Below are 21,358 nucleotides of genomic sequence, written 5' to 3' on the forward strand. Positions count from 1 at the left end.
TGATGATTCATGATTATTATAACAATCAAAAATGAAAACTATTTATATGGATAACGTCATAAAACGTAGATTAAAATTGCAGCAAAAAAAAGCTAAAATTATTACTGAAGAAGCAAGACTTAAAATTCAAGAAAGAAAAGCTCGTACCCGTCGTTTGATAGAAATGGGTGGGTTAGTTGTTAAAGCCAAGCTCGACTGTTTACCACCTAATAGTTTACTAGGGGCATTGGTTTCTCTAAAAAACGAATTAATGCAACATCCAAATATTCAAGATCAATGGACCAAAACTAATGGTATGGACCTCCCTATATAAAGAATCAATAAAAATGTATTATTGTTCTAGAATAGGAAATTAATCCTAAACAACAATAAGGAGGACCACAAATGGAAGTTACCACAATAGGAATAGATATTGCAAAAAGAAATTTTCAAATTCATGGAGTAGATAAAGACGGGAAGACAATATTAAAGAAAAAATTGACAAGAGATCAAGTATTGAATTTTATAGCTAACTTACCACAATGTTTAATAGGAATGGAAGCTTGCGGCGGAGCTAATTATTGGGCAAGAGAGATAACAAAATTAGGGCATGAGGTAAAATTGATAGCACCACAATTTGTAAAACCATATGTAAAAACTAATAAGAATGACCAAGCTGATGCAGAAGCAATATGCGAAGCAGTAGCAAGACCAAATATGAGATTTGTACCAATCAAAAGTGTAGAGCAGCAGGATATTTTATCAATTCATAGAATAAGAGCAAGGTTAGTAAGGAATCGTACTGCATTAGCAAATGAGATTAGAGGACTATTATATGAATTTGGCTTAATTATTCCACAAGGGATAAATAAAGTTATCAGCAAATTAACAGAAATCTTAGATAGTGGAGCTTTAAGTGATCTTAGCTACGAAACATTTAGTGAGTTAAAAGAGGAATTTATAAATAGTAATAATAAAATAATAGAACTAGAAAAAAGATTAAAAATACTAGCCGGTGAGTTAGAACAATATAAGCGATTAACATCTATACCAGGTATATAGCTAACGCGACTAGCATTATTCCTTAGAATCATATAAGATAAAGCTTTTAATTATGGTAGAGATGAAAGCATACAGTCAGGATTTAAGAGATAGGGTAATCAGTCTGCACAATACTTCTAAATATAGAATAAAAGCAATATCAGACTTATTGGGTATAGAGCGTCATACGATATCAAATTGGATTAGACGTTATAAAGAAAATGGAGACTACAGCTCAAGACAACATATGCAAAGTGGACGTGATGCTAGGTTTACTAATAAGGAGCATATAATTGAATTTTTAGCAAAGAATCCTGATAGCCGAGCTATAGATATAAGAGATGTAGTAGCACCCGAGCTACCAATGAGCACATTTTATGACACGCTTCATAGAATGAAGATTACATATAAAAAAAAGAGCCAAAATACAAAGGCAGGAATGAAGAAGCCAGAAAACAATTTGTAGAATATATTGATAAAATAGCATCTGACAAACTTGTGTATTGTGATGAAATGGGGGTAAGTAATAATATAACCATGTTGTACGGATGGTCAGAGAGAGGAGCCAGATCTTACGCAGAGCAAGGAGGTTTTGCTACTGAGAGAGTAAATATAGTTGCTGGTTATAATGAGGGCACCAAAGAATTAATTGCTCCATTAGAGCATTCCGGTTATATTGATAAGCAATTATTTAATCAGTGGGTAGGTGAGCTATTATGCCCATCACTCAAACCTGGACAATTTGTAATAATGGATAATGCGAGTATTCATAAGTCACTGTTGGTAAAGGAATTAATAGAAAAAGCGGGTTGTACTCTTATTTATCTACCGGTCTATTCTCCAGATTTAAATTCTATCGAACACTGTTGGGCTAATTTTAAAAATTACCTGAGAAAAATTATTAAAAACTTTAAAGATTTTCGTGATGCAATAACAGCAGCAATGGTACAAACCTTCCCGTGTTAGCTATAAGATTTTCATTATATTTATCCTGAAATTGAGTTTTAAAGTGCTGACTAGTTTCAATAATTTGTTGAAAAGAATTAGTTAGTTTAAATTCTTGCTCATTATCTATAAAAAATTGTAATAGGGATTCAAACCACCTTAAATTTAAGGTAGGATACATATTATTGTTTTTATTTAGTATCTTATCAAACTGATGACGTAAAACTGTTTGTACTAGACGATGGAGGGAAATATTATTATCGTTATCATAATTGATCATGGAATATTGCCATAATAGAGCAATATGTTTATTTAATGTTAATTCTGGCGATGATAAATCAGGATGAGCAGTTTGCAGCCATGTAAGCAATAGTTTTCGAGAGATTTTGTCTGGTGCTAAGTAAGCACATACTATTAAAAGTTCAATAGCTATTGGTGGTTCATTGTTAATTCTAGTATCTCTAACAATTTCATCTAAGGTAATGTTCCAGATTACTGCCACTGGGTAGCTATAATTATTTGTCTCTTCTAAAAAAGAATTATCTGATAATAATTCTGATTCATACTTCTTGTAAAGGTCTAAATATTCTGGAATAGCAATATGTTTTTGCTTAATATAAGCACTAGCTTGTACTAGTGCTAAGGGTAAATATCCTAAAATTTCTACTAATTCCCTTATAGCATTTTCTTCTTCTAATGCCACATTTCGCTGTATTAAAGTCTTTATTGTTTTAATAGATTCTTCTTCTGTCATGACGTCAATGGGCAATATTGAAAATTTTGTTGGCCAATGACGTTGACGAGTTGTTAAAATTACATGTCCCCCAGTTTCTGGTAAAAATGGTGCAATTTCACGATAGTTATTTACGTTATCATAAATTAAAAGCCATCCTGGATTATCAACTAGCCATTGTTTAACATAAGCGATAATGTTTTCTTTTGTATAGATGTTTTCTGTATATCCTAATAGCTTAGCGAATTCAATATATTTATTATACAAATCATCAATGTTCTCTGCAGGAAACCAAGCTTTAAATGTATACGGATGTTTTGTGTGCGTGACATATTGCAAAGTTAATTGTGTTTTTCCAATTCCTCCAAGTCCAGCACATGCACTAATTGCCACATTACTTATTCCTTCTGGTGTATGATTCTGACGTAATTTATTGTGTAAATTATTCAATAATTTTTCTCTACCAACAAAAACGTTATCTTGTCTAGGTATATTCCAAGTAGTCACATTCTTAGGAAATATTATTGATTCTTGTGGTTTAAGGTAAGGCATTTCTGCTTTTTGACTTTTAACCGTTGTTCTAACAGCTGGGTCAAATATTAAAAGATAAGTACCACAAATAATCAAAACCAATACACCAACTATTGGTAAATAAATATTCCTAACTTTAGCTTGAATATTTTTGTCTGTCAAATAGGAGTGAGGGGTAACTAAACTAGTCTGATTTGACATAATATTATTATATCTTTCCCTGAACTTAACAATAATATTCTCTACATTTGTATTAGAAAAAACTTTTGTGATAATTTCTAAAAAAATAAAATGATATTGTTTGGATAGAGAAAGATTAATATATTCAAAATTAGTTCGCTTAGGTAAAAATTCTAAACCTTGTTTTTCCTGTGTTGTAAGGAAAAATACTTTAGATATATCCTGATCATTAGACATAACAATAGATTGTCGTTTAGGTATATTAGTTTTATTTACAGATAAAACATAGATAGTACATTGCTTTTTATCTTCGCCATGTGTCCCCTTATGCATGAGAACTATAGGAACATTATCAGAATATTCTCGCAGTTTTATAAAAACTGTTATGCCTACAAGTTGTAAATCCCTACGTATCTTATAAATCATCCAGTTTAAATCATTGTTTCCTAGCATCTGCAAAACAATAAAAAAAGATATATTATAAGGCTTTGTTAATATTAAAATTTCCTTTAAGTTTTTTTTAAATTCTTGTTGAATTAATAAACTTAAATAGTAACTTTGTATTAGTTTATATTTATCGGACTTTTCCATAAAGTATAATGGTACCCAAAAACTAGACAAGAAAATAGAGAAAAGTAGGTATAATATCTCCTAGGAAAAGGAGCAAAAAATGAAAAAACAAGTTAAAAAATATAGTGCAGAAGAAAAAGCAAAAATAGCAATTGAAGCAATATCTGGAGAAATGACTATAGCTCAAATTACCAGCAAATATGGTGTTCACGCTAATCAGATTTATAAATGGAAGAAAGAAGCTTTAGATTTTATGGTTTCTGGATTTAAATCGAAATCTAAACAACAAGATACCGGCCAAGAAGATTTAATTAAATCATTATTTGAGCAAATAGGCCAGTTAACAGTTGAAAGAGACTGGCTTAAAAAAAAATCTAGTATCTTTGGATTTAGAGGTTAGGAAAAAAATGATAAGTTATGCTTCAAATTTAACCATAGCAAGACAATGCAAACTTTTAGATTTAAACCGCTCAAGTTACTACTACCGAGCTAGGAATACCTTAGATGATAAGGAGTATAGAGTACTGAACAGAATTGATGAGATTTTTACAGAGCATCCCTATTATGGTACTAGAAGAATGTCTCATGTCCTAAAATCCGAAGGGTTAAATGTTAGTCGTAAGATGATAAGAAAATATTATAAAATACTTGGTATTGAAGCAGTATACCCAAAGATTAATTTAAGCCGTAGGAATCAGGCTCATAAAGTATACCCATATCTATTAAATAATATAGAGGTGGTTTGCTCCAATCAAGTTTACTGTGCAGATATTACTTACATAAGATTAAAGCAAGGTTTTGTATATTTGGTTGCTATAATGGATTGGTATAGTCGTTATATTTTGAGTTGGCGGGTGTCGATTAGTTTAGAAAATGATTTTTGTATTGAAGCTCTAAATGAAGCAATATCTATACATGGCAAGCCTGACATTTTTAATACGGATCAAGGAGTACAATTTACATCAAAAGATTTTACTCAAATACTTGAGCAACAAGGCATAGCTATTAGTATGGACGGCAAAGATAGAGCCTTAGATAATGTATTTATTGAACGTTTTTGGCGATCTTTGAAACAAGAGAAGATTTATCGTTTTGATCTTGAAACGGTACGTGAAGCAAAGATAGCTATCAGAGATTATATAGAATTTTATAATCAGCAAAGACCTCATCAATCGCTTGAATATAAGACACCTGAAATGATACATTTTGCAGAAAAACTAGAAAATTATCAAGAGGCTATATGACATAGAAAATGCAAACTTTACTTTGAAAAACCAATACATTAATACAGGAGAATTACACCTCTAAAATTTAAAAAATTTGTCTAGACAAAGGGTACCACCTCAAAGTTTATAATGCCCTCTCGAACATTTGTTCCTATTTTCCGTTTGATGTTAGAAATATGACTTTCAATAGTTCTTGTCTCAACCTGTTTATCCTCATTTGATAAAAAATTAGCTACTCCTTTTATGTTCTTCCCATGCATAATGCATGCTATTACATCTATTTCTCTTGATGTAAATCTAATATTGTTAATTACACGTAAATGTTTTTCATATATTTCTTGCGGACACATAGTCTTTATCTTCCATAAAATCTAATTTATTTAAACTATTATTATTCTATAAGGTTAAAAGACATCGTCATATATGGATCAGTCAAAAATGCCTTCTCTCACATGATCGCTTCTCTTATCAATTACCAGTTACTACCTAACAAACCGTCTATCGACTCTTTCCTTAATTCTTGACTTATTTTAATTCGCTATTCACGTTAAATTATATAATTGTCCTAATAGGATACATTTAAATAACAATCACTCGCTATAACCAATCCTGCCTAAGAGGCTGTCTTGAAAGTGGATTGATAACAACAATAATACACTAATTCATAACAAACAGTTTAAAATCTATATAAAAAACAGTAATTTTGCTAAAACATGTAAATTTTTTAGACATAAAATAGTACTAAAAAAGTAACATGTTGAAGTACTATGTAATTAGATAATTAGTCTTTCAAGACAGGTTCTAAGTCAGATCTCAGTTTACTGTTCTTTAAATAATTACTTACTTGATTCCAGTTAATTATTTGTTCTAACTTAAGTACATTATCTTTACTTAATCTGTCTCTTCCAACAACTGTAAATATATCCATTCTAATAATTCTTAATGATTATAATCTCTTCATTAATATCTCTTTCTTATTATTGACTACTTAATTCAGTTATTTTCAGAGGTCTTTAATAGATAAATTTTTACATTAATATCTACGTGTTTTTTACTTATGTATAATACTTACTGTTTTTTTAAGAGTTGTAATAATGCTAATTTAAGTTTTAATACATTCTACCAAATTAGTAAGGTCAGGGAGTTAAATATTGTACTTAAGTTACTGTAAAATAATCAGCTTTTTCCCTCCATAAATTTAAAAGTAAAGTTCCAAGAGTTATATCTCTTTATGGAGTTTAGTGTACTAATGTGGAGTTAATAGTTAATTACAGGGATCAAAAGCTGATTATTTTATAACAAACGTATTATAATTTATTATAAATGTTAATTATGCAAGGTATAAATACTAATGATTTACATAATATCATAGCTGCTATTAGCACTAAACTATATAAAGCTAATATAGCTGCTGAAATACATTACAGATTAAAATCTCCTTGTTCTGTTTTAAAGAAGATATTAAAAAAAGCTACCACTGTGAAAGAATTGAAGGACCTAATTGCTTTTAGGATTATAGTTAATAAAAAAGAAGACTGTTATAAAGTATTAGATATTATTTACAATATTTATTCTGTTGATGTAAAGAAGTTTAAAGACTATATTACTAATCCTAAGGATAATGGCTACCGTTCCTTACATGTCATAATTAATATCTATAAACGTAATATAGAAATACAAATACGTAGCAGAGAGATGCATAATATAGCAGAATTTGGTACAGCAAACCACGATGAATATAAAAAGACACAGGAAACAAGATTAAGAAAGTTACTCTCTAATGATAGGTTTAATACAGCTTATATTAATATTAACATCAATAATGCCTATAATATTTTGAGTCGATTTAATTGGACTATGTCACAACTCCTTGCATATGAGCAGATACTTGAGAATCTTTGTCATCATTTGGATTGCCGTAACGGAACATGCGAAAAGCGAAAAGTGGACTATCCATCGGATGGCTTTTAGCTGATACGCAATTTTGCTAAATGCGAAACTCCTGAAAGTGTTATGTGTATTAATATCAGCGAACTGTTGAAAAAGTATTTTTGTAGTCATTTTGTTTGTATAAACCACTGTAGTTTTGATAAATAAGCATATATAGTATAACTTTTAATTTATTTTACTATAATGTATTTAAATTACTTAAAACTTTTTCAACAGTCCCATTAAGATAATGAACGTTAATTGTTTAATTTTTGATCAAAAATATTTTTGCCGATTTTAGTCCAGTGATCTTGGATATTAGGATTTTGTATTAATTTTTCTTTTAAAGAAACAAAAGCTCCTAGTTGTCATTGTCAAATAAAAAGGGAGCACTAAATTACGTAAAAAAGGGACCACTTTATTTAAAATTTTTTATGTCATATTACCTCCAGATTTATAGTTATTAATACGATAACTTTTACCTGTGATGTTTAGTATATGTGCATGATGTACTACTCGATCAATAATTGCATGAGTTAATAACTCATCAGCAAATATTTCATTCCATCTTTCAAAATCCTTGTTTGTGGTGATAATGGTAGATTTATTTTCATATCGTTTAGCAATAATATTAAAAAAATCATCTACTGAATGTTTTGGTAATTGCTTAAAACCTAACTCATCAAGAATTAATAAGTCAAATGATAAGAGTAATTTAACTTTTTTGTGATAGCTATTATCTGCTCTTGCAATATGTAAATTATAAAGCATATCCGATACCGTAGTAAAATATACAGAGTATTCTCGTGTTAAAGCTTTTAATGCTAATCCAATAGCAAGATGAGTTTTGCCAGTTCCAGAATTACCTATGAATATGACATTGCCCTTAGTATTAATATAATCACAAGTAGATAAATCACTTATTACTTTGGTATCAATACTTGGTTGGAACTGAAAATCAAAGTCTTCTAAATTTTTAGTTACCGGTAATTTAGCAGCATTTTTACGACGACGGTAATTATTATCCTTACGGTGAGATTTTTCATCTTCACATAATAGTGAGAGAAATTCTTTAAATCCTAGTTTATTATTTTGAGCATAAATAATCCTTTCATTTAAGCTATTGACTATACCTGATAATCTAAAACTACGTAGGTCATTAAGCAAGTTCTGCATTCTGACCTCCAAACTCTGGCAATGGTAAGTTTACTGCATTACTATTTAAGATATTCTTAATTTTAGAGTAAGAACTTATACCGTAATGTAATGCTCTATGACAGGCTTTATCTATTAACTCATCATTGTAAACCTTACGTAAAGAAATAATACCTCTGGCACAACGTTGCCAATCATTTACTCGTGTTTGTTGTAATAACTCTAATAATAAACTGCAATTATTGCCTATCTGCTGCATTTGTTGTTGATAATGTTCGCTATATTCTATAAAACCTGGGCATAGACGTTTATATTTGGCATAATGAGACGGATTAGTGGTAAATATTCCTTTGCCATCTACTCTAACGTGCCTTGCTATTAAATCATTTTGTATAGAAAATATTTGAACAAGGTTTGGTGATAATTGTACCAATACTTCACTGTATATATATTTTGCTGGTACGGAATAATAATTATTATCTATGGTGATATGACAATCTTTTGCTACTTTTCGATTATGCCACGATGATAAATCAAACGTTTCTAATGGTAAGGGCATTAAATTATTACTTTCTTCTTGCTCAAATAGTTCCTGAGGAATTTTTTTAGTAGTACCATGTATTCGGTTATTTGCTTTATTTAACCAGTTTGCAAGATCGTGTATTAATTCTTCATATCTATGAAATTTACGTCCAGCAAAAAAATTATTTTTGACATACTTTATGCCTGATTCTACTTTGCCTTTTTCTTGAGGTTGATATATACGACAAGGAGAAAGTAAAATCCCATAATGATCAGCTAAACGTTTGTATTCCTTCTGATATACAGGCTCATAGAAATTGCTATCTACCACCCCAGCTTTAAGATTATCAAGTTTTATTACTTTTGGACTACCAGCAAAATAATTAAATGCATTGATATGACATTGTATCCATGTTTTACAACTTTGATCAAACACTACTTCATAATAATCAAGGCGACTATAGCTTAAACGCATATTAAACACATATGCTTTAACTCTACGCCCTTGGGCATTATACTGTAAGCCTATGTCACCAAAATCTACTTGTGCTTCCTCTCCTGCTAAAGTATGAAAACGAATGCAACTGTTATTCTGAATCTTATATTTTTTGATATAACGGGTTAGCGAACCATAACTTTTTGTATAACCTTGAATTTTTAACTCTTCAAAAATTCTTATGTAACTTAGATTCTTTTCTAATAACTCAATTATTTGTTCGTGCCAAGAATCCAGTGCTGAAGATCGTTCATAGGGTGCAGGATATTCTGTACCAGACTCTACGTAACGATTTATTATTTTTCTTACTGTTTTACGGTCTATCCTTGTTAGTTTGGCAATATTTCTTTGACTGTTGCCTTGCTTATAAAGGGTGATAATTGTTGTGTACATATTTATTCTTATCATTGTATCACTAGATATTTATTTTAATTAATTATCTAGTGAATATTGCACATTATAACCTTATTAGGTTACACCAAATTCTCTGGTCCCTTTTTCGTGCAATTTAGTGGTCCCCTTTACTTTAGCAATGACACTAGTAAACTGTTAGTGGGTAAATCATCAAGTTTAGCTTTAACAACTAAGCCGCCGATTTCAATTAAACGACGAGTACGAGCTTTTCTTTCTTGAATTTTAAGTCTTGCTTCTTCAGTAATAATTTGAGTTTTTTTTTGTTCTAATTTCAATCTACGTTTTATGACATTATCCATATAGATAGTTTTCATTTTTTATTGTTATAATCATCATGAATCATCAATAAATTGTGGAAGTCAACTTCATAATTATAAGTGCTACAGAAATTCTACAAATTTTTTTCTAAAACAGACTAATGTTGGATACAACTCTAAGATTGCATAGTCTAAGATTAGTGATGGAATAAAAAGCCATTCAAGATCAAGATAATCCCCATACCTAACCGAACCAGCAAAACTAAGATCAATAAAGACAAATATTTAGTTAAGGAACGTAAGCAACAAAGGTTTAACAAAGCTCTTTAGAGCGAGGTTAACGCAATATATAAACCTTACGGTTTATTTTTTATTATTTGCTAATTTATTGCTGATTCAATGGATGATGAAAAACATTCATGCTAATGTAATGCAGGATTGTAATAATCATAAGAAAAAGAATCATGGCAATACAGTTTGCAAGAATAGAAATAGTTGGCAGAAGTGAAGGTAAAAATGCTTGTCTGAAAGCTGCTTATAATGCCAGGCTGATTATTAAAGATGAGAGAACTAACATTACTTATAATTTTAGCAAAAAAGGCGATAATGTTTACCATGCAGTATTATTACCTAGCCACGTAGATCAGAAATTCAAAAATCCAAGTATCTTGATGAATGAAGTGGAAAGGAGTGAGAAAAGAAAAAATAGTCAATTATTAAAAGATGTAGTTATAGCACTACCTGATGATAAGGAATTGGATTTAGAGGATAGAATAGCCATTACTCATGAAATCATTGAAGAGATATAATGGTACCCAAAAACTGGACTACTAAAATGCTAGAATGAGATATAATTTTCAGATACAAAAGAGAAATTATATGTCCAAAAAAGCAAAACAATATAGTGCAGCAGAAAAAACAAAGATAGTTTTAGAAACAATAAAAGCTGAAATGACAATAGCTCAAATTAGTAGCAAATATGGAGTTCATCCGACACAAATACAAGCATGGAAGAAAAGAGGTATAGAAAATTTAATTAGTAGTTTTCAAATTAAGCCACAATCTAAGGATCCAGATCATCAGGATTTAATAAAACAATTGTATGAACAAATAGGCCAGTTAACTGTTGAACGTGACTGGTTGAAAAAAAAATCTACATTGTTTGGACTTGGCAATTAGAAAAAATATGGTAGATAAAGAGTGTAGTAATCTAAGTATCGCTAGGCAATGTACTCTACTGTTTATTAACAAATCTAGCTATTATTACAAGCCACAAGGCTTAACCCAAAAAGACTTAAAAATAATGCAAGTGATTGATGAAATATACACACAGCATCCTTACTTTGGAGCAAGAAGAATGTCTGAGCACCTTGTACCATTGGGCATCACAATTGGTCGCAAGGCAGTAAGTCGTTATTATAGAATAATGGCTATTGAAGCTATCTATCCTAAAATGAACTTAAGTAAGCGCAATCAAGCTCATAAAATATATCCATATCTTTTAAAAGGAGTTGAAATTATTAAAGTAAATCAGGTATGGAGTACAGATATCACTTATATTAGAATGGCACAAGGATTTGTATATTTGGTAGCAATTATTGATTGGTTTAGTCGTTATATTGTGAGCTGGAAGGTGTCTATTAGTTTAGAAAGTGACTTTTGTATTGATGCACTTGAAGAAGCAATAATAAAATATGGTCAGCCTGAAATCTTTAATACAGATCAAGGTTCTCAATTTACATCAAAAGATTTTACAGATAAACTAATTAAACGTGAAATCAAAATCAGTATGGATGGTAAAGGCAGAGCCCTAGATAATGTATTTATAGAAAGATTTTGGCGTTCATTAAAACAAGAAAAAATATATTTGATGGTTTTAAATACTGTCAAGGAGGCAAAAAATGCTATAACTGATTACATAAATTTTTATAATAGAAAAAGAATGCACCAGTCATTAGAATATCTCACTCCAGAACAGGTGTATTCTACAAAAATTATTGAGTAAAATTATAATACAATTTATATCTCATAAATCTTAATTTTTAGTCTAGACAAATTGGGCCACCTCAACTGCTCCTACTCATAAAGCAGCATCGGAGCTTAAAAGTAAAGGTTACCAGCAATGTCATACTACAGTAAAAGGGTTTTTGTTTAAATTGTATAATGGCAAAGCTGATCTAGCAAGAAATAGCCTACTAGTAGTAGATGAAGCAGGGATGGTAGGTAATAGTGATTATTTAGAATTACTAAAAGTAGCAAGGAGTAATAATTGTAATTTGATACTGGCTGGAGATGAGAGACAACTTACTTCAGTTGAGCGAGGAGGAATGTTTACAGTATTAGCTAGTAAATTTGGCTCATATGAATTAAGTAACATTAGAAGACAAAGCAAGACATGGGCAAGAGAAATGGCTTCATGCTTTGCAAAATCAGATATTGCTGGTGGTCTGCGTTTACTTGCACAGCATGACGGTTTAAATATTGATCATACATTAGAAGAATCAATGGCAAGATTAATTAATGATTGGAGTAATAGCAAATTTGCTCTAAATGAGCGTTTAATAATTACCATGCGTAATGTTGAAGTAGATAGTATTAATCAAGGGATCAGGGAGTTACTAAAAGCTAAAGGCTTGCTTACTGGTAAAGAGTATAGACGCTATCTACCATCTCAGCAGTATGAAGATTATATGGTAGGAGATCGTATTTTGTTTAAAAGTACTAATAAAGATCTACAAATAGAAAATGGTGAATTTGCAACGATAACTCTCGTCAGTAACGATAAGTTTGTTGCTAAAACAGATAGCGGGAAAGAAATAGAATTTAATCCTCAAGATATAAGCTTTAAACATGGCTATGCTTCTACAGTGTATAAAGCACAAGGAGCCTCAATTAAAGATGTCTATGTATTACATAATCTAGCAGGAAATAGCAGAAATTCTTATGTAGCCATGACAAGGCACATAGAAGAAGTAAAATTTTATTATAATAGGAAGGCTACCAGGAATATGGCCAGTTTAATATCGCAACTTAGTAAAATAGATAATAGGCTATCTAGCATTAATTTTAAAACTTTAGAAGGATTGGTAGCGATTCAAGATCAAAAAAATAAGAGTCCTAATATTATAGATAAAGTAGGTAATTGGTTTAAAGGGGTAGTAGAAGATATTAATGATAGATTACACAGTAATGATAATTATTACCACTTAAGAGTGAGATCAAGATCATCTGCTAAAGTAGCAGAAATCCTAAGCAGCACTAGCACAAATTTTGCCACAAGCCATAAAGCCCAAGAAGAGCGAAAAAGCTCTTCTTATAACCTTACGAATTGTAATAAACAAGATACAACAATAAGTGTTAAATTACAAGAGGATATTATGGCAAAGAATAAAATAGATTATAATTCTATTAATAAACAAAAAGCAGTAGAATTAAAGCAACGATTATCATTTAAAGCGGAAGAAATAGGTAGAAATTTGCTAGGCAGTCCAAACAAGCATTTATCAAATAGTCAAGTGTTACGCTGGGAGAAAGATGGCAAAATAGTGATGAGGATAGGTGGCAGTAAAGCTGGCAGATGGTATGATTTTAGTAAAGGAGAGGGAGGAGATTTATTTACCTTAGTACAAAGAGAAAAAAATTGTGATTTTATAGAAGCTAAGAAATATTTACAAGATATGGTTGGTATATCAAACAATAGCAAGTTATTAGAAGATAAGATAAAAGAGCAATTTGACCAAAAAGTTAAGAATCAAGATCAACAAGCGAAATATGCTGAAATATCTAAGATAAAGAGAGCTATAAGCTTATATGAAAAATCAGATTCTATAATCTATATGACGCCAAATAATATAGCAAAAAAATATTTATTAGAACATCGTGGAATTAAAAAAATATTAACAGGATATCAACTAAATAATGATCTTAGAACCAATATGATGTGGGACAGTAATAGCAAACAATATTATCCTGCATTAATTGCTTTTGCTAGAAATAAAGATGGTAATATTACCGGTGGACAATCAATTTATTTAAACAAAGACACAAATAATAAAGCTGATATTGAGGTTAATAAACGTTCTTTTGGCAGAATCAGAGGTTCTTTTGTTGAGATTAGTAAAAATAATGAACAGCAGAACGTACAAAGCAGTAAAGATGGCAACAATTCAGCAAGTAATGTAACGATTATAGCAGAAGGGCTCGAGACAACTTTAAGCATTGCAGAAGCTGGTATTAAGGGCAAAATGCTTTGTAGTTTAGGTGTAAGTAACATCAGGAACTATGAGCCTATCAAAGGTGAGAGAATAATAATTGCTGCTGATAATGATGGTAAAGAAGCAGTATCAGTTCACACTGTAATGAAAGCTCAGGAAGAATTAATTAGCAAAGGAGCTGTGGTATCAATAATACGACCACCAGAAAAAGGCGATTTTAACGATATGTTAAAATCCCAAGGAGCAGAATCTATAAACAAGCTTATAGAGCCTGAAATAGCAAAATTAACAGTAGCTAGTAAAATAACTCAACAGTCATCCTTAAAAGCAAGTGATGATAGCAAATCACAATTTCAGTCTATAGAATTACTATTTTCAAAAATGGTAAATAACGATAATAACGGACTAAATAATTTGCAGCAACAGCAAATACAAGCTTTAGCAAAGTTTGGCACAGCAGAAAATATCGATACTGCTTTACAAATCTACAGAGAAAAAGGTATAGATTCTTGTATGCTCTACAGTAACAAGATTTGCATAGCAGCAATAGAGCAGAAGATACAGAAAGATTTACAAATTATGCAGAATAAATTTGATCCTAATTATAATCTTGGTGATAAAAAATTTTCTGATATAGTGATATATGATTTTCAAGGCAAAAGTCATTTAGTGCCTGAAGATTACTTAAATGCCATAGGAAGAGATAAACAAGTAATGCAATATATAAGTCAAGCTTCCGAAATAGCTAAAGAAATAAGAAGTGTGATAAAGCAAGTATCTGAGGTAAAGCTTAGTCAAGGAATAAGAGTTTAGAGTATAGTATAATAATATTTATCAAGTTAAAAAATATAAATATATGAGTGAACAAGGAAACTTGCTGGGTGATCCAGATCAGGGTAAGAAGAAAACTAAGCATGATAAGATATTTCGTAAGGCACTGGAGAATCCTCTAGTTGCCCATGAGTTCTTTAATGCACATTTGCCCCCAAATATTAAAAGTTTAATAGATTTTCCTAGTTTAGCAATGGAAAACACCACATTTGTAGAAAGCTCTTTAAAAGATTCTATCTCTGATGTTTTATTCTCATGCAAATTTGATAAACAAGATGGATATTTATTTTTGCTTGTCGAACATCAATCAAAAGCAGATCATTTCATGGCCTTTAGGCTATTTAAATATATGATTAATATTTGTGAGCGATATTTAATACAAAATCCTAAAGCTAAGACTTTACCATTAATATACCCGATGATATTTTTCAATGGTCAGGAGAAATACAATGTTGCAAGGAATTTATGGGATTTATTTGCTAATAACAAATTAGCAAAAGAATTATGGATTAATGATTACCAATTGGTGAATGTCCATGAAATTCCTGATGAAGAGTTTAAGCAAAGGATATGGTCAGGGATATTAGAATTTTTTCTCAAGCATATACATGAGAGAGAGTTGTTAAAAAGATGGCAAGAAATATCAGATATATTACCGGAATTAACAAAAATAACGATAGGCTATGATTATCTAGAAATGATATTATATTATACATTGACGAAGATAGAGCAAGCTGATAAAATAAAGCTAAAGGATTTATTATCAACAAAGTTGAATCCAGAAATAGGGACAAGGCTTATGAGAAGTTTAGCAGAGCATTGGCAACAAGAAGGAAAAGAAATAGGTATTCTTGAAGGCTTACAAGTTGGTGAAGCTAAAGGTATCCAAATTGGAAAAGCTGAGGGAAAAGCTGAGGGAAAAGCTGAAGAAAATATCAGAGTAAAAACAGAAATAGCGAAAAAAATGTTATCTCAAGGTTGCAATATTGCTTTAATCTCTAGTGTAACCGGTCTTGATGAAGCTTTTATTCGTTCTTTAGAGTAAACATATTTCTTGCAAGACTTACGCTATGTTATTGCAAATACACTGCAAATCCTTGACTACAAAGGATGTTTTTATAGTGTAGTTACTGATAATATCCCATAGTTTAGGGGTGTGCTGTCAAACATAGCGTAAGTTTTGCTTGTAAAATTTACTCTGCTGTTTGAAAAATCATTTATAAAAAATTCTGGCTAAAACTCGTAATACTAAATTAGCGATTTACAGGGGCATTATAATAGGATTTTTCTTTATAAGGTATTCCCCTCCATCAAACAATTGAAATCTTTTAAAAATGCCATTAAAATGGTTTGATATTTTTAGATTTAAATCAAGTTTGTAAATTCATTTGTAATTTAGTAATAGGGAAATTACCCGCAAATTTTACATAACAGGTAAGATCTTCTAGATTCATAATTTCAGAAGGCATTACTAATAATTTTCTTTTCTCTAAATGATTCATATTAACTCCATCCCGCATAGAGTTAGCTCCGTATGAGAGACTTTCTTGAGTTTCAATAATTTCTTGCTCACCAAGCATTAAAGCTGATTTATGTGCTGTTTGCCAGTCACTTACTCGAAAAATAAATTTACTGCCAAATAGATCAAGCATTGAAGCTGCTCCTGCATGACCATATATTTCCTCTAATTGATGAATATTTTGCATACCTGCAACAACGCAGCCACCATATTTCCTGCTTTCAGCTAAAGCTATAGGGAGTGAAGATATCTTTTGCAGTGCTGGCAGCTCATCAATCACAAACCACATATTACTATGAGTATTATTGATGTTCCTATTCATTAATGCTTTTATAGCTATGCTAATCCATGCAGCAATAAGTGGTCGTAGCATTACTCGTTGATTAGGAGTACTAGTTATAAATAACCAACCTTTGTCCGCAGTAAACCACTTTCTAATACTAAAACTACCATCAGATACCGTCTTGGGTGTCAATAACTTTTTTCAAATTTTTCATATAAATCTTATCTAATTTTCTAATTAACGCGAGTTTCGAATTAATATAGCATAGGATTTAGCATATCAAGAGAGATGTAATAGAAGGTTTATTATCAGACATTTGATAATTTATCAGTGCTGCAAGCATATGCACAAAGGCATTTGTAACTGATCTATGCCTTGAATGTTCAAACTTCCCCAATAGTTTAATTTTACTAAACACAGATTCTATTAATGCTCTTTTAAGCAATAATAGGTTCTGTCAGATTCTTTGTGTAAGTACAATTTCTCCATTTGCCCAATTTTGTAAATTAGTATCACAAAGAATTGCAAATTGATTTAAAGCCATCGCCCAATTCTTAATAGGCATTGTCCATTTTTTAGAGGCATTTGTCAATGCCAAAAAGATTATTTTCTGAATCGATTTATCATCTGGAAATACTCCCTTATTTTTAATAATTTTACGAATTTGACGGTTAGTGGATTCAATAGCATTAGTAGTGTAAATCGCCTTTCTAATGTCTTCTGGAAAGCTAAAAAATGGAGCTATGCCAGACCAATTTCGTTGCCATATATCAAAAATAACTGGATATTTGTCATCCCATTTTTTGGCAAAGTTTTGTAATTCTCTTAATCCCTCGGCTTCATTTATTGCAGAATAAACTGCCTTTAAATCAGCTGTTACCGATTTTAAATCTTTGTATGATACGTATTTTACAGAATTTCTTACCATATGAACAATACACAACTGCACTATGGTTTTTGGAAAAATGCTATTTATCGCCTCCGGAAAACCCTTAAGACCATCAACACATGCAACATATATTTGTTCTACACCACGATTCTTCAGTTCTGTTACTACCTGCATCCAAAACTTAGAACCTTCATTCTTGCCTATCCAAATACCTAATAGCTCTTTCTTGCCTTCCATATTAACTCCTATAGCCAGATATACTGCTTTATTTATTATTACATGATTATCCCTGGATTTAACATGAATACAATCTAAGTACACTATAGGATATATACTATCAAGTGCTCTATTCTGCCAAACAGTAACTTCCTCTAAAATGCCATCAGTTATCTTTGATATTAACTCAGATGATACCTTGGTGGCATATAGTTCTTCTAAGTGCCATTGTATTTCTCGAATAGTCATTCCCCTAGCATATAACGATATTACTTTATCATCAAATCCTTCAAATTTTCGTACTCCTTTTGGAATTAGTTGAGGTTCAAATTCTCCTTCCCGATCCCTTGGCACTTCTACTGTCAATTTACGACCTTCTGGATCTATTAAAGTCTTTTCATAATTGCCATTACGTCTATTATCTGAATCCTTGGTATTCTTAGAATGCTTCTCATAACCTATATGAGCTTCCATTTCTTTCTCTAGAATCTTATTTACTATCTGCTTTTTAAATTCCTGAAATATCCCTTCCTTCCCAAATATCTCAGTTGGATCACTTTGTGATAGTATTTCTGATACTACTTTTTCTATAGTCGGATTTGATACTTTGCTCTTATTTTTCATATTAGCCTCATGTAAGTTGTTTTAATTAATTTTATTCTTAACTGTTTTTACAACTTACACAAACTTTCTGACACCCTCCAATAATATTTTATCCAACATAGACATAAGTTTATTTTTCATATTTTTCTTTACCCTAGTGACCATAAAAATTCCTTGCTCTAAAAGTTGTTGAAATAATTGTTGTGAAATATAACCACGATCTCCGAATACTTTACCAAAAAGATTTTTGATCATCAGTTCCAGCTGTTTTCTATCATCCTTATTGCTAGGGCTAAAAGATGCTTTAACTATACCACCGACCCTATTAATTATTAGATGTAGTTTAAGTTCATAGAACCAACCTTTTGTTGTCTTACTGCGTGCTGCTATGCCGGCGAACACTTTATTCATTGAAATACGATATCTCTTACATACCTCTATACTACTTGAATCTACAAAAGAAAAGCCGTCACACTGATCCAAAATAGAATTGAATATTAGTACTAATAGTGGTAAATGTGGACCTATTATTTTCATAAATTGACTATAGCTTACTAATTGAAAATCTCTTTGATGATGAATCCATATTTGCTTCAGATAATAATTCTTAAAACAATCATAAGATGACTGCCAGTAGCCTATTATAATTGTTATTACCTCACTTCTGTTAAGTCGACTTTTAGGACCAGATTTGTTGTTATGGTTAGTAATTGAATTTGTATGCTTTTCTAATTCTTGAAAAAAATCATCGACGTAACAAAATATTTCTGTAAAATCCATTATCATAGGTTATTGCTCTTAAAGTTTTTTCAATAACCTATAAACTTTTTTCTAATACTATTAAATACCATATTTTAATTAGCAATTTGTATTTTGTACTCACTTTATAACAAAAACAGTATTATCAATATCCCCGTAACCCACTGTTTATCAGCTATACAGCGACTTTTTGAATACGAAACTCGCGTTAATTAAATATTTGCATTAAAAAGAGTTTTAGTTTTAAGTACTCCGTAAATAATGTGTAGCAGCTTACGCATCACAGCTATCACTATCACCATTTTGGGTTTTCCTGTATCAGCCAAACGTTGGCTGAAATCTTTAATAATCGGATTAAATCTGATAGAAACTACAGCTGGCATATAAAAAGCTTTACGTAAATCTGCATCTCCTGTTTTTGATATTCTACCAACTCCACGTACAGAAGAGCCAGATTGTTTTGGCTTTGGATTAAGACCAACAAAAGCAGCTACTTGTTTTGCAGAATCAAAATTTTCTACACTTAGAAAAGCAAGTACTACAGCTATTGTTTTTTCTCCTATTCCAGGAATTGAAGCAAGTAGCTGTCTTTTATCATTTAAGTCCTCATGTTGCGTAATATGGTCAGCAATCAGTTTTTCTACCTCTTTGATACGTTCGTTTATAAAATCAATGTGAAATTGTATGTCTGCAGCTATTTCTGGATCTATGTCTCCAAGCCTGTTGCTCTCTTGTAGTTTGTTGGTAATTAGAGTATCTAAACGATTTACCCATTGCTGCAATTTTTGTATATGTATTGGTTTTTGTTGCCAAAGATCAGGTTGCATTGCCTGGCAAAATTGAGCGATTAACTGACAGTCAGCCTTATCAGTTTTAACACGAGAGAGTTGACTCATGGAAAAGCCTTTTATCCTTGCTGGATTTACTACACTAACTTTGAAATTATTATCATAAAGATATTGAGCTAATTTTGTTCCATAGCAACCAGTGGCCTCCATACAAACATGAGCAGTAAGGGCTTCTTTGCCTTTTAACCATTCCTTTAAACTAGAAAATCCTTTTGAATTATTATCAAATTTTTTAGTTTTTACTTTACTATTAATAAGCAGTGCTACATCAAATGTTCTTTTAGAAATATCTACGCCTAAAATTACGCTATTCATAAGTGACCTTTTGTGTTAATAATTAGTAGAATACTCACAGATCAACCTTGTACATACAGGCTCACTGATAATCTTCAAGGCCTAAGATACCGTCCGATCTTTTGTGAGTATGTGAAGGCTGGTTACTTATCTGATGGGCAGGATCATAGTCCTAAGGGCTACAACAGTATACCAACCTTCTACTTGGGTACCCCCAAGTATCCTCCAGTTATTCACTAAAGACAATATCAAGATACAAGGGCTTCACTCCTGTCATCCCGCGGCTTGACTGCGAGATCCAGCATAAAGCGAGATAAATTTTATTATTTTCTGGATCCCGTGGTCAAGCCACGGGATGACACATTGTTACAAATTACCACAAAACCTAGTTGCCATTAATCTCTCATAGTATATAATTTAAAAAACTATAGTTAATTTACTTATGAAGCATTTAAAGATCATTTTAGCATTTATTATATTTACCTACTCGCCTATTATATTTGCAGAAGAGTTAGATTCTGTTACGACTACTGAAGATATTGAGAATGATATATTTAACCTTATTAATAATGATCCACCGGTTTTAAATTCCAATCAAGCCATTAGTGATAGTACAGAATTCAAAAATTGTGATAATTGTGAGATTATTGCCTTAAATAAGACTACTGCTAAATCTGAAAAACTTACGTTTAAAGTTGGGGAAGAACAATATTTCGGTAATATAAAAATTAAAATACATAAATGTGTTAAAAACCTTGATCCGTATAACGAAGATAATTATATATTGATGACTATAACGGAATATATAATTGACGAAGACCCTAAATTACTTTTTCAAGGGTGGATGACCTCCGGCAGCATTTCACTTTCCACATTCGAACACCCTATTTATGAAATCTTTGCTAAAGAGTGTTTTTAAGTTAA

Annotated in this window: 17 protein-coding genes and 6 pseudogenes; 13 read left to right on the plus strand and 10 right to left on the minus strand. The window is 31.1% G+C overall.

Going from position 1 to position 21,358, the window contains the following annotated elements:
• Positions 1–46 precede the first annotated feature (46 nt).
• The 4 genes and pseudogenes from AAGD54_RS01845 to AAGD54_RS01860 all read left to right on the plus strand — a co-directional run bounded on the left by AAGD54_RS01845 (position 47) and on the right by AAGD54_RS01860 (position 1,986).
• Positions 47–313 (plus strand): conjugal transfer protein TraD, encoded by a 267-nt coding sequence (locus AAGD54_RS01845; protein ID WP_341794865.1) that lies wholly within the window; start codon positions 47–49, stop codon positions 311–313.
• Between the two features lie 71 nt (positions 314–384).
• Positions 385–1,038, plus strand: a pseudogene (locus tag AAGD54_RS01850) (IS110 family transposase); the annotation flags it as partial.
• Positions 1,039–1,093: 55 nt separating this feature from the next.
• On the plus strand, positions 1,094–1,486 hold the full coding sequence (locus AAGD54_RS01855; RefSeq protein WP_341794381.1) for an IS630 transposase-related protein: 393 nt from the start codon (positions 1,094–1,096) through the stop codon (positions 1,484–1,486).
• A gap of 5 nt (positions 1,487–1,491) precedes the next feature.
• Positions 1,492–1,986, plus strand: a complete 495-nt coding sequence (locus AAGD54_RS01860; protein WP_341795144.1) for an IS630 family transposase — start codon at positions 1,492–1,494, stop codon at positions 1,984–1,986.
• On the opposite strand, the gene AAGD54_RS01865 is transcribed toward AAGD54_RS01860, so the two are convergent.
• Complete coding sequence (locus tag AAGD54_RS01865) at positions 1,931–4,000, minus strand: NB-ARC domain-containing protein (RefSeq protein ID WP_341794866.1); 2,070 nt, start codon at positions 3,998–4,000, stop codon at positions 1,931–1,933. The genes AAGD54_RS01860 and AAGD54_RS01865 overlap by 56 nt on opposite strands.
• Positions 4,001–4,079: 79 nt before the next feature.
• Between AAGD54_RS01865 and AAGD54_RS01870 the strand changes: the two genes are divergently transcribed.
• Together AAGD54_RS01870 and AAGD54_RS01875 are read left to right on the plus strand one after the other, a co-directional pair.
• Positions 4,080–4,379: a transposase gene (locus AAGD54_RS01870; protein ID WP_045812944.1), complete on the plus strand. Its 300-nt coding sequence runs from the start codon at positions 4,080–4,082 to the stop codon at positions 4,377–4,379.
• 7 nt (positions 4,380–4,386) lie between these two features.
• Positions 4,387–5,223, plus strand: coding sequence for an IS3 family transposase (locus AAGD54_RS01875; protein WP_341794232.1), 837 nt, complete (start codon positions 4,387–4,389; stop codon positions 5,221–5,223).
• Positions 5,224–5,303: 80 nt separating this feature from the next.
• On the opposite strand, the gene AAGD54_RS01880 is transcribed toward AAGD54_RS01875, so the two are convergent.
• Complete coding sequence (locus AAGD54_RS01880) at positions 5,304–5,555, minus strand: helix-turn-helix transcriptional regulator (RefSeq protein ID WP_341794867.1); 252 nt, start codon at positions 5,553–5,555, stop codon at positions 5,304–5,306.
• A 982-nt stretch (positions 5,556–6,537) separates the two neighbouring features.
• On the opposite strand from AAGD54_RS01880, the gene AAGD54_RS01885 reads away from it, so the two are divergent.
• Positions 6,538–7,176, plus strand: coding sequence for a bifunctional (p)ppGpp synthetase/guanosine-3',5'-bis(diphosphate) 3'-pyrophosphohydrolase (locus AAGD54_RS01885; protein ID WP_341794868.1), 639 nt, complete (start codon positions 6,538–6,540; stop codon positions 7,174–7,176).
• A 218-nt stretch (positions 7,177–7,394) separates the two neighbouring features.
• On the opposite strand, the pseudogene traD reads toward AAGD54_RS01885, so the two are convergent.
• The 4 genes and pseudogenes from traD to AAGD54_RS01905 all read right to left on the minus strand — a co-directional run.
• Positions 7,395–7,496, minus strand: a pseudogene (traD, locus tag AAGD54_RS01890) (conjugal transfer protein TraD); the annotation flags it as partial.
• A gap of 70 nt (positions 7,497–7,566) precedes the next feature.
• Complete coding sequence (istB, locus tag AAGD54_RS01895) at positions 7,567–8,310, minus strand: IS21-like element helper ATPase IstB (RefSeq protein ID WP_341794290.1); 744 nt, start codon at positions 8,308–8,310, stop codon at positions 7,567–7,569.
• A complete protein-coding gene (gene istA / locus AAGD54_RS01900; RefSeq protein WP_341794291.1) occupies positions 8,294–9,700 on the minus strand; it encodes an IS21 family transposase in 1,407 nt (468 codons plus the stop codon). The genes istB and istA overlap by 17 nt, the downstream gene beginning before the upstream one ends.
• A gap of 146 nt (positions 9,701–9,846) precedes the next feature.
• Positions 9,847–10,020, minus strand: a pseudogene (locus AAGD54_RS01905) (conjugal transfer protein TraD); the annotation flags it as partial.
• Positions 10,021–10,442: 422 nt separating this feature from the next.
• Here AAGD54_RS01905 and AAGD54_RS01910 point away from each other — a divergent pair.
• From AAGD54_RS01910 to AAGD54_RS01930, 5 genes and pseudogenes are all read left to right on the plus strand, one after another.
• Positions 10,443–10,784: pseudogene (locus AAGD54_RS01910) on the plus strand (MobA/MobL family protein); the annotation flags it as partial.
• Between the two features lie 73 nt (positions 10,785–10,857).
• The gene (locus AAGD54_RS01915; protein WP_341794552.1) at positions 10,858–11,157 is read left to right on the plus strand and encodes a transposase; all 300 of its coding nucleotides are present in this window, start codon (positions 10,858–10,860) and stop codon (positions 11,155–11,157) included.
• A gap of 7 nt (positions 11,158–11,164) precedes the next feature.
• On the plus strand, positions 11,165–11,983 hold the full coding sequence (locus AAGD54_RS01920) for an IS3 family transposase (RefSeq protein ID WP_341794310.1): 819 nt from the start codon (positions 11,165–11,167) through the stop codon (positions 11,981–11,983).
• Positions 11,984–12,050: 67 nt separating this feature from the next.
• Positions 12,051–15,005: pseudogene (locus AAGD54_RS01925) on the plus strand (AAA family ATPase); the annotation flags it as partial.
• A gap of 43 nt (positions 15,006–15,048) precedes the next feature.
• Positions 15,049–16,068, plus strand: coding sequence for an Rpn family recombination-promoting nuclease/putative transposase (locus AAGD54_RS01930; protein WP_341794870.1), 1,020 nt, complete (start codon positions 15,049–15,051; stop codon positions 16,066–16,068).
• Positions 16,069–16,393: 325 nt separating this feature from the next.
• Here AAGD54_RS01930 and AAGD54_RS01935 read toward each other — a convergent pair.
• The 4 genes and pseudogenes from AAGD54_RS01935 to AAGD54_RS01950 form a co-directional block, all read right to left on the minus strand.
• Positions 16,394–16,996: pseudogene (locus tag AAGD54_RS01935) on the minus strand (type IV secretion system DNA-binding domain-containing protein); the annotation flags it as partial.
• 286 nt (positions 16,997–17,282) lie between these two features.
• A complete protein-coding gene (locus AAGD54_RS01940) occupies positions 17,283–18,554 on the minus strand; it encodes an IS256 family transposase (protein ID WP_341794247.1) in 1,272 nt (423 codons plus the stop codon).
• Between the two features lie 54 nt (positions 18,555–18,608).
• Positions 18,609–19,313, minus strand: a complete 705-nt coding sequence (locus AAGD54_RS01945; protein ID WP_341794248.1) for an IS982 family transposase — start codon at positions 19,311–19,313, stop codon at positions 18,609–18,611.
• Positions 19,314–19,504: 191 nt separating this feature from the next.
• Positions 19,505–20,455 carry an IS110 family transposase gene (locus tag AAGD54_RS01950; protein WP_012152859.1) on the minus strand — a complete coding sequence of 317 codons (951 nt, stop codon included), beginning with the start codon at positions 20,453–20,455 and terminating at the stop codon, positions 19,505–19,507.
• A 421-nt stretch (positions 20,456–20,876) separates the two neighbouring features.
• Here AAGD54_RS01950 and AAGD54_RS01955 point away from each other — a divergent pair, with 421 nt between their 5' ends.
• The gene (locus tag AAGD54_RS01955; protein ID WP_341788924.1) at positions 20,877–21,353 is read left to right on the plus strand and encodes a DUF2155 domain-containing protein; all 477 of its coding nucleotides are present in this window, start codon (positions 20,877–20,879) and stop codon (positions 21,351–21,353) included.
• The last annotated feature ends 5 nt before the right edge of the window (positions 21,354–21,358 follow it).

The sequence above is a fragment of the Rickettsia endosymbiont of Rhinocyllus conicus genome (assembly GCF_964026465.1).
In the GTDB taxonomy this organism is placed as follows: Bacteria; Pseudomonadota; Alphaproteobacteria; order Rickettsiales; family Rickettsiaceae; genus Rickettsia.

Bases quoted from the DNA above. Each gene is read 5' to 3' on its own strand.
- AAGD54_RS01845 (WP_341794865.1), top strand. From the start codon at position 47: ATGGATAACGTCATAAAACGTAGATTAAAATTGCAGCAAAAAAAAGCT.
- AAGD54_RS01855 (WP_341794381.1), top strand. From the start codon at position 1,094: ATGGTAGAGATGAAAGCATACAGTCAGGATTTAAGAGATAGGGTAATC.
- AAGD54_RS01865 (WP_341794866.1), bottom strand. From the start codon at position 4,000: ATGGAAAAGTCCGATAAATATAAACTAATACAAAGTTACTATTTAAGT.
- AAGD54_RS01870 (WP_045812944.1), top strand. From the start codon at position 4,080: ATGAAAAAACAAGTTAAAAAATATAGTGCAGAAGAAAAAGCAAAAATA.
- AAGD54_RS01875 (WP_341794232.1), top strand. From the start codon at position 4,387: ATGATAAGTTATGCTTCAAATTTAACCATAGCAAGACAATGCAAACTT.
- AAGD54_RS01880 (WP_341794867.1), bottom strand. From the start codon at position 5,555: ATGTGTCCGCAAGAAATATATGAAAAACATTTACGTGTAATTAACAAT.
- AAGD54_RS01885 (WP_341794868.1), top strand. From the start codon at position 6,538: ATGCAAGGTATAAATACTAATGATTTACATAATATCATAGCTGCTATT.
- istB (WP_341794290.1), bottom strand. From the start codon at position 8,310: ATGCAGAACTTGCTTAATGACCTACGTAGTTTTAGATTATCAGGTATA.
- istA (WP_341794291.1), bottom strand. From the start codon at position 9,700: ATGTACACAACAATTATCACCCTTTATAAGCAAGGCAACAGTCAAAGA.
- AAGD54_RS01915 (WP_341794552.1), top strand. From the start codon at position 10,858: ATGTCCAAAAAAGCAAAACAATATAGTGCAGCAGAAAAAACAAAGATA.
- AAGD54_RS01920 (WP_341794310.1), top strand. From the start codon at position 11,165: ATGGTAGATAAAGAGTGTAGTAATCTAAGTATCGCTAGGCAATGTACT.
- AAGD54_RS01930 (WP_341794870.1), top strand. From the start codon at position 15,049: ATGAGTGAACAAGGAAACTTGCTGGGTGATCCAGATCAGGGTAAGAAG.
- AAGD54_RS01940 (WP_341794247.1), bottom strand. From the start codon at position 18,554: ATGAAAAATAAGAGCAAAGTATCAAATCCGACTATAGAAAAAGTAGTA.
- AAGD54_RS01945 (WP_341794248.1), bottom strand. From the start codon at position 19,313: ATGGATTTTACAGAAATATTTTGTTACGTCGATGATTTTTTTCAAGAA.
- AAGD54_RS01950 (WP_012152859.1), bottom strand. From the start codon at position 20,455: ATGAATAGCGTAATTTTAGGCGTAGATATTTCTAAAAGAACATTTGAT.
- AAGD54_RS01955 (WP_341788924.1), top strand. From the start codon at position 20,877: ATGAAGCATTTAAAGATCATTTTAGCATTTATTATATTTACCTACTCG.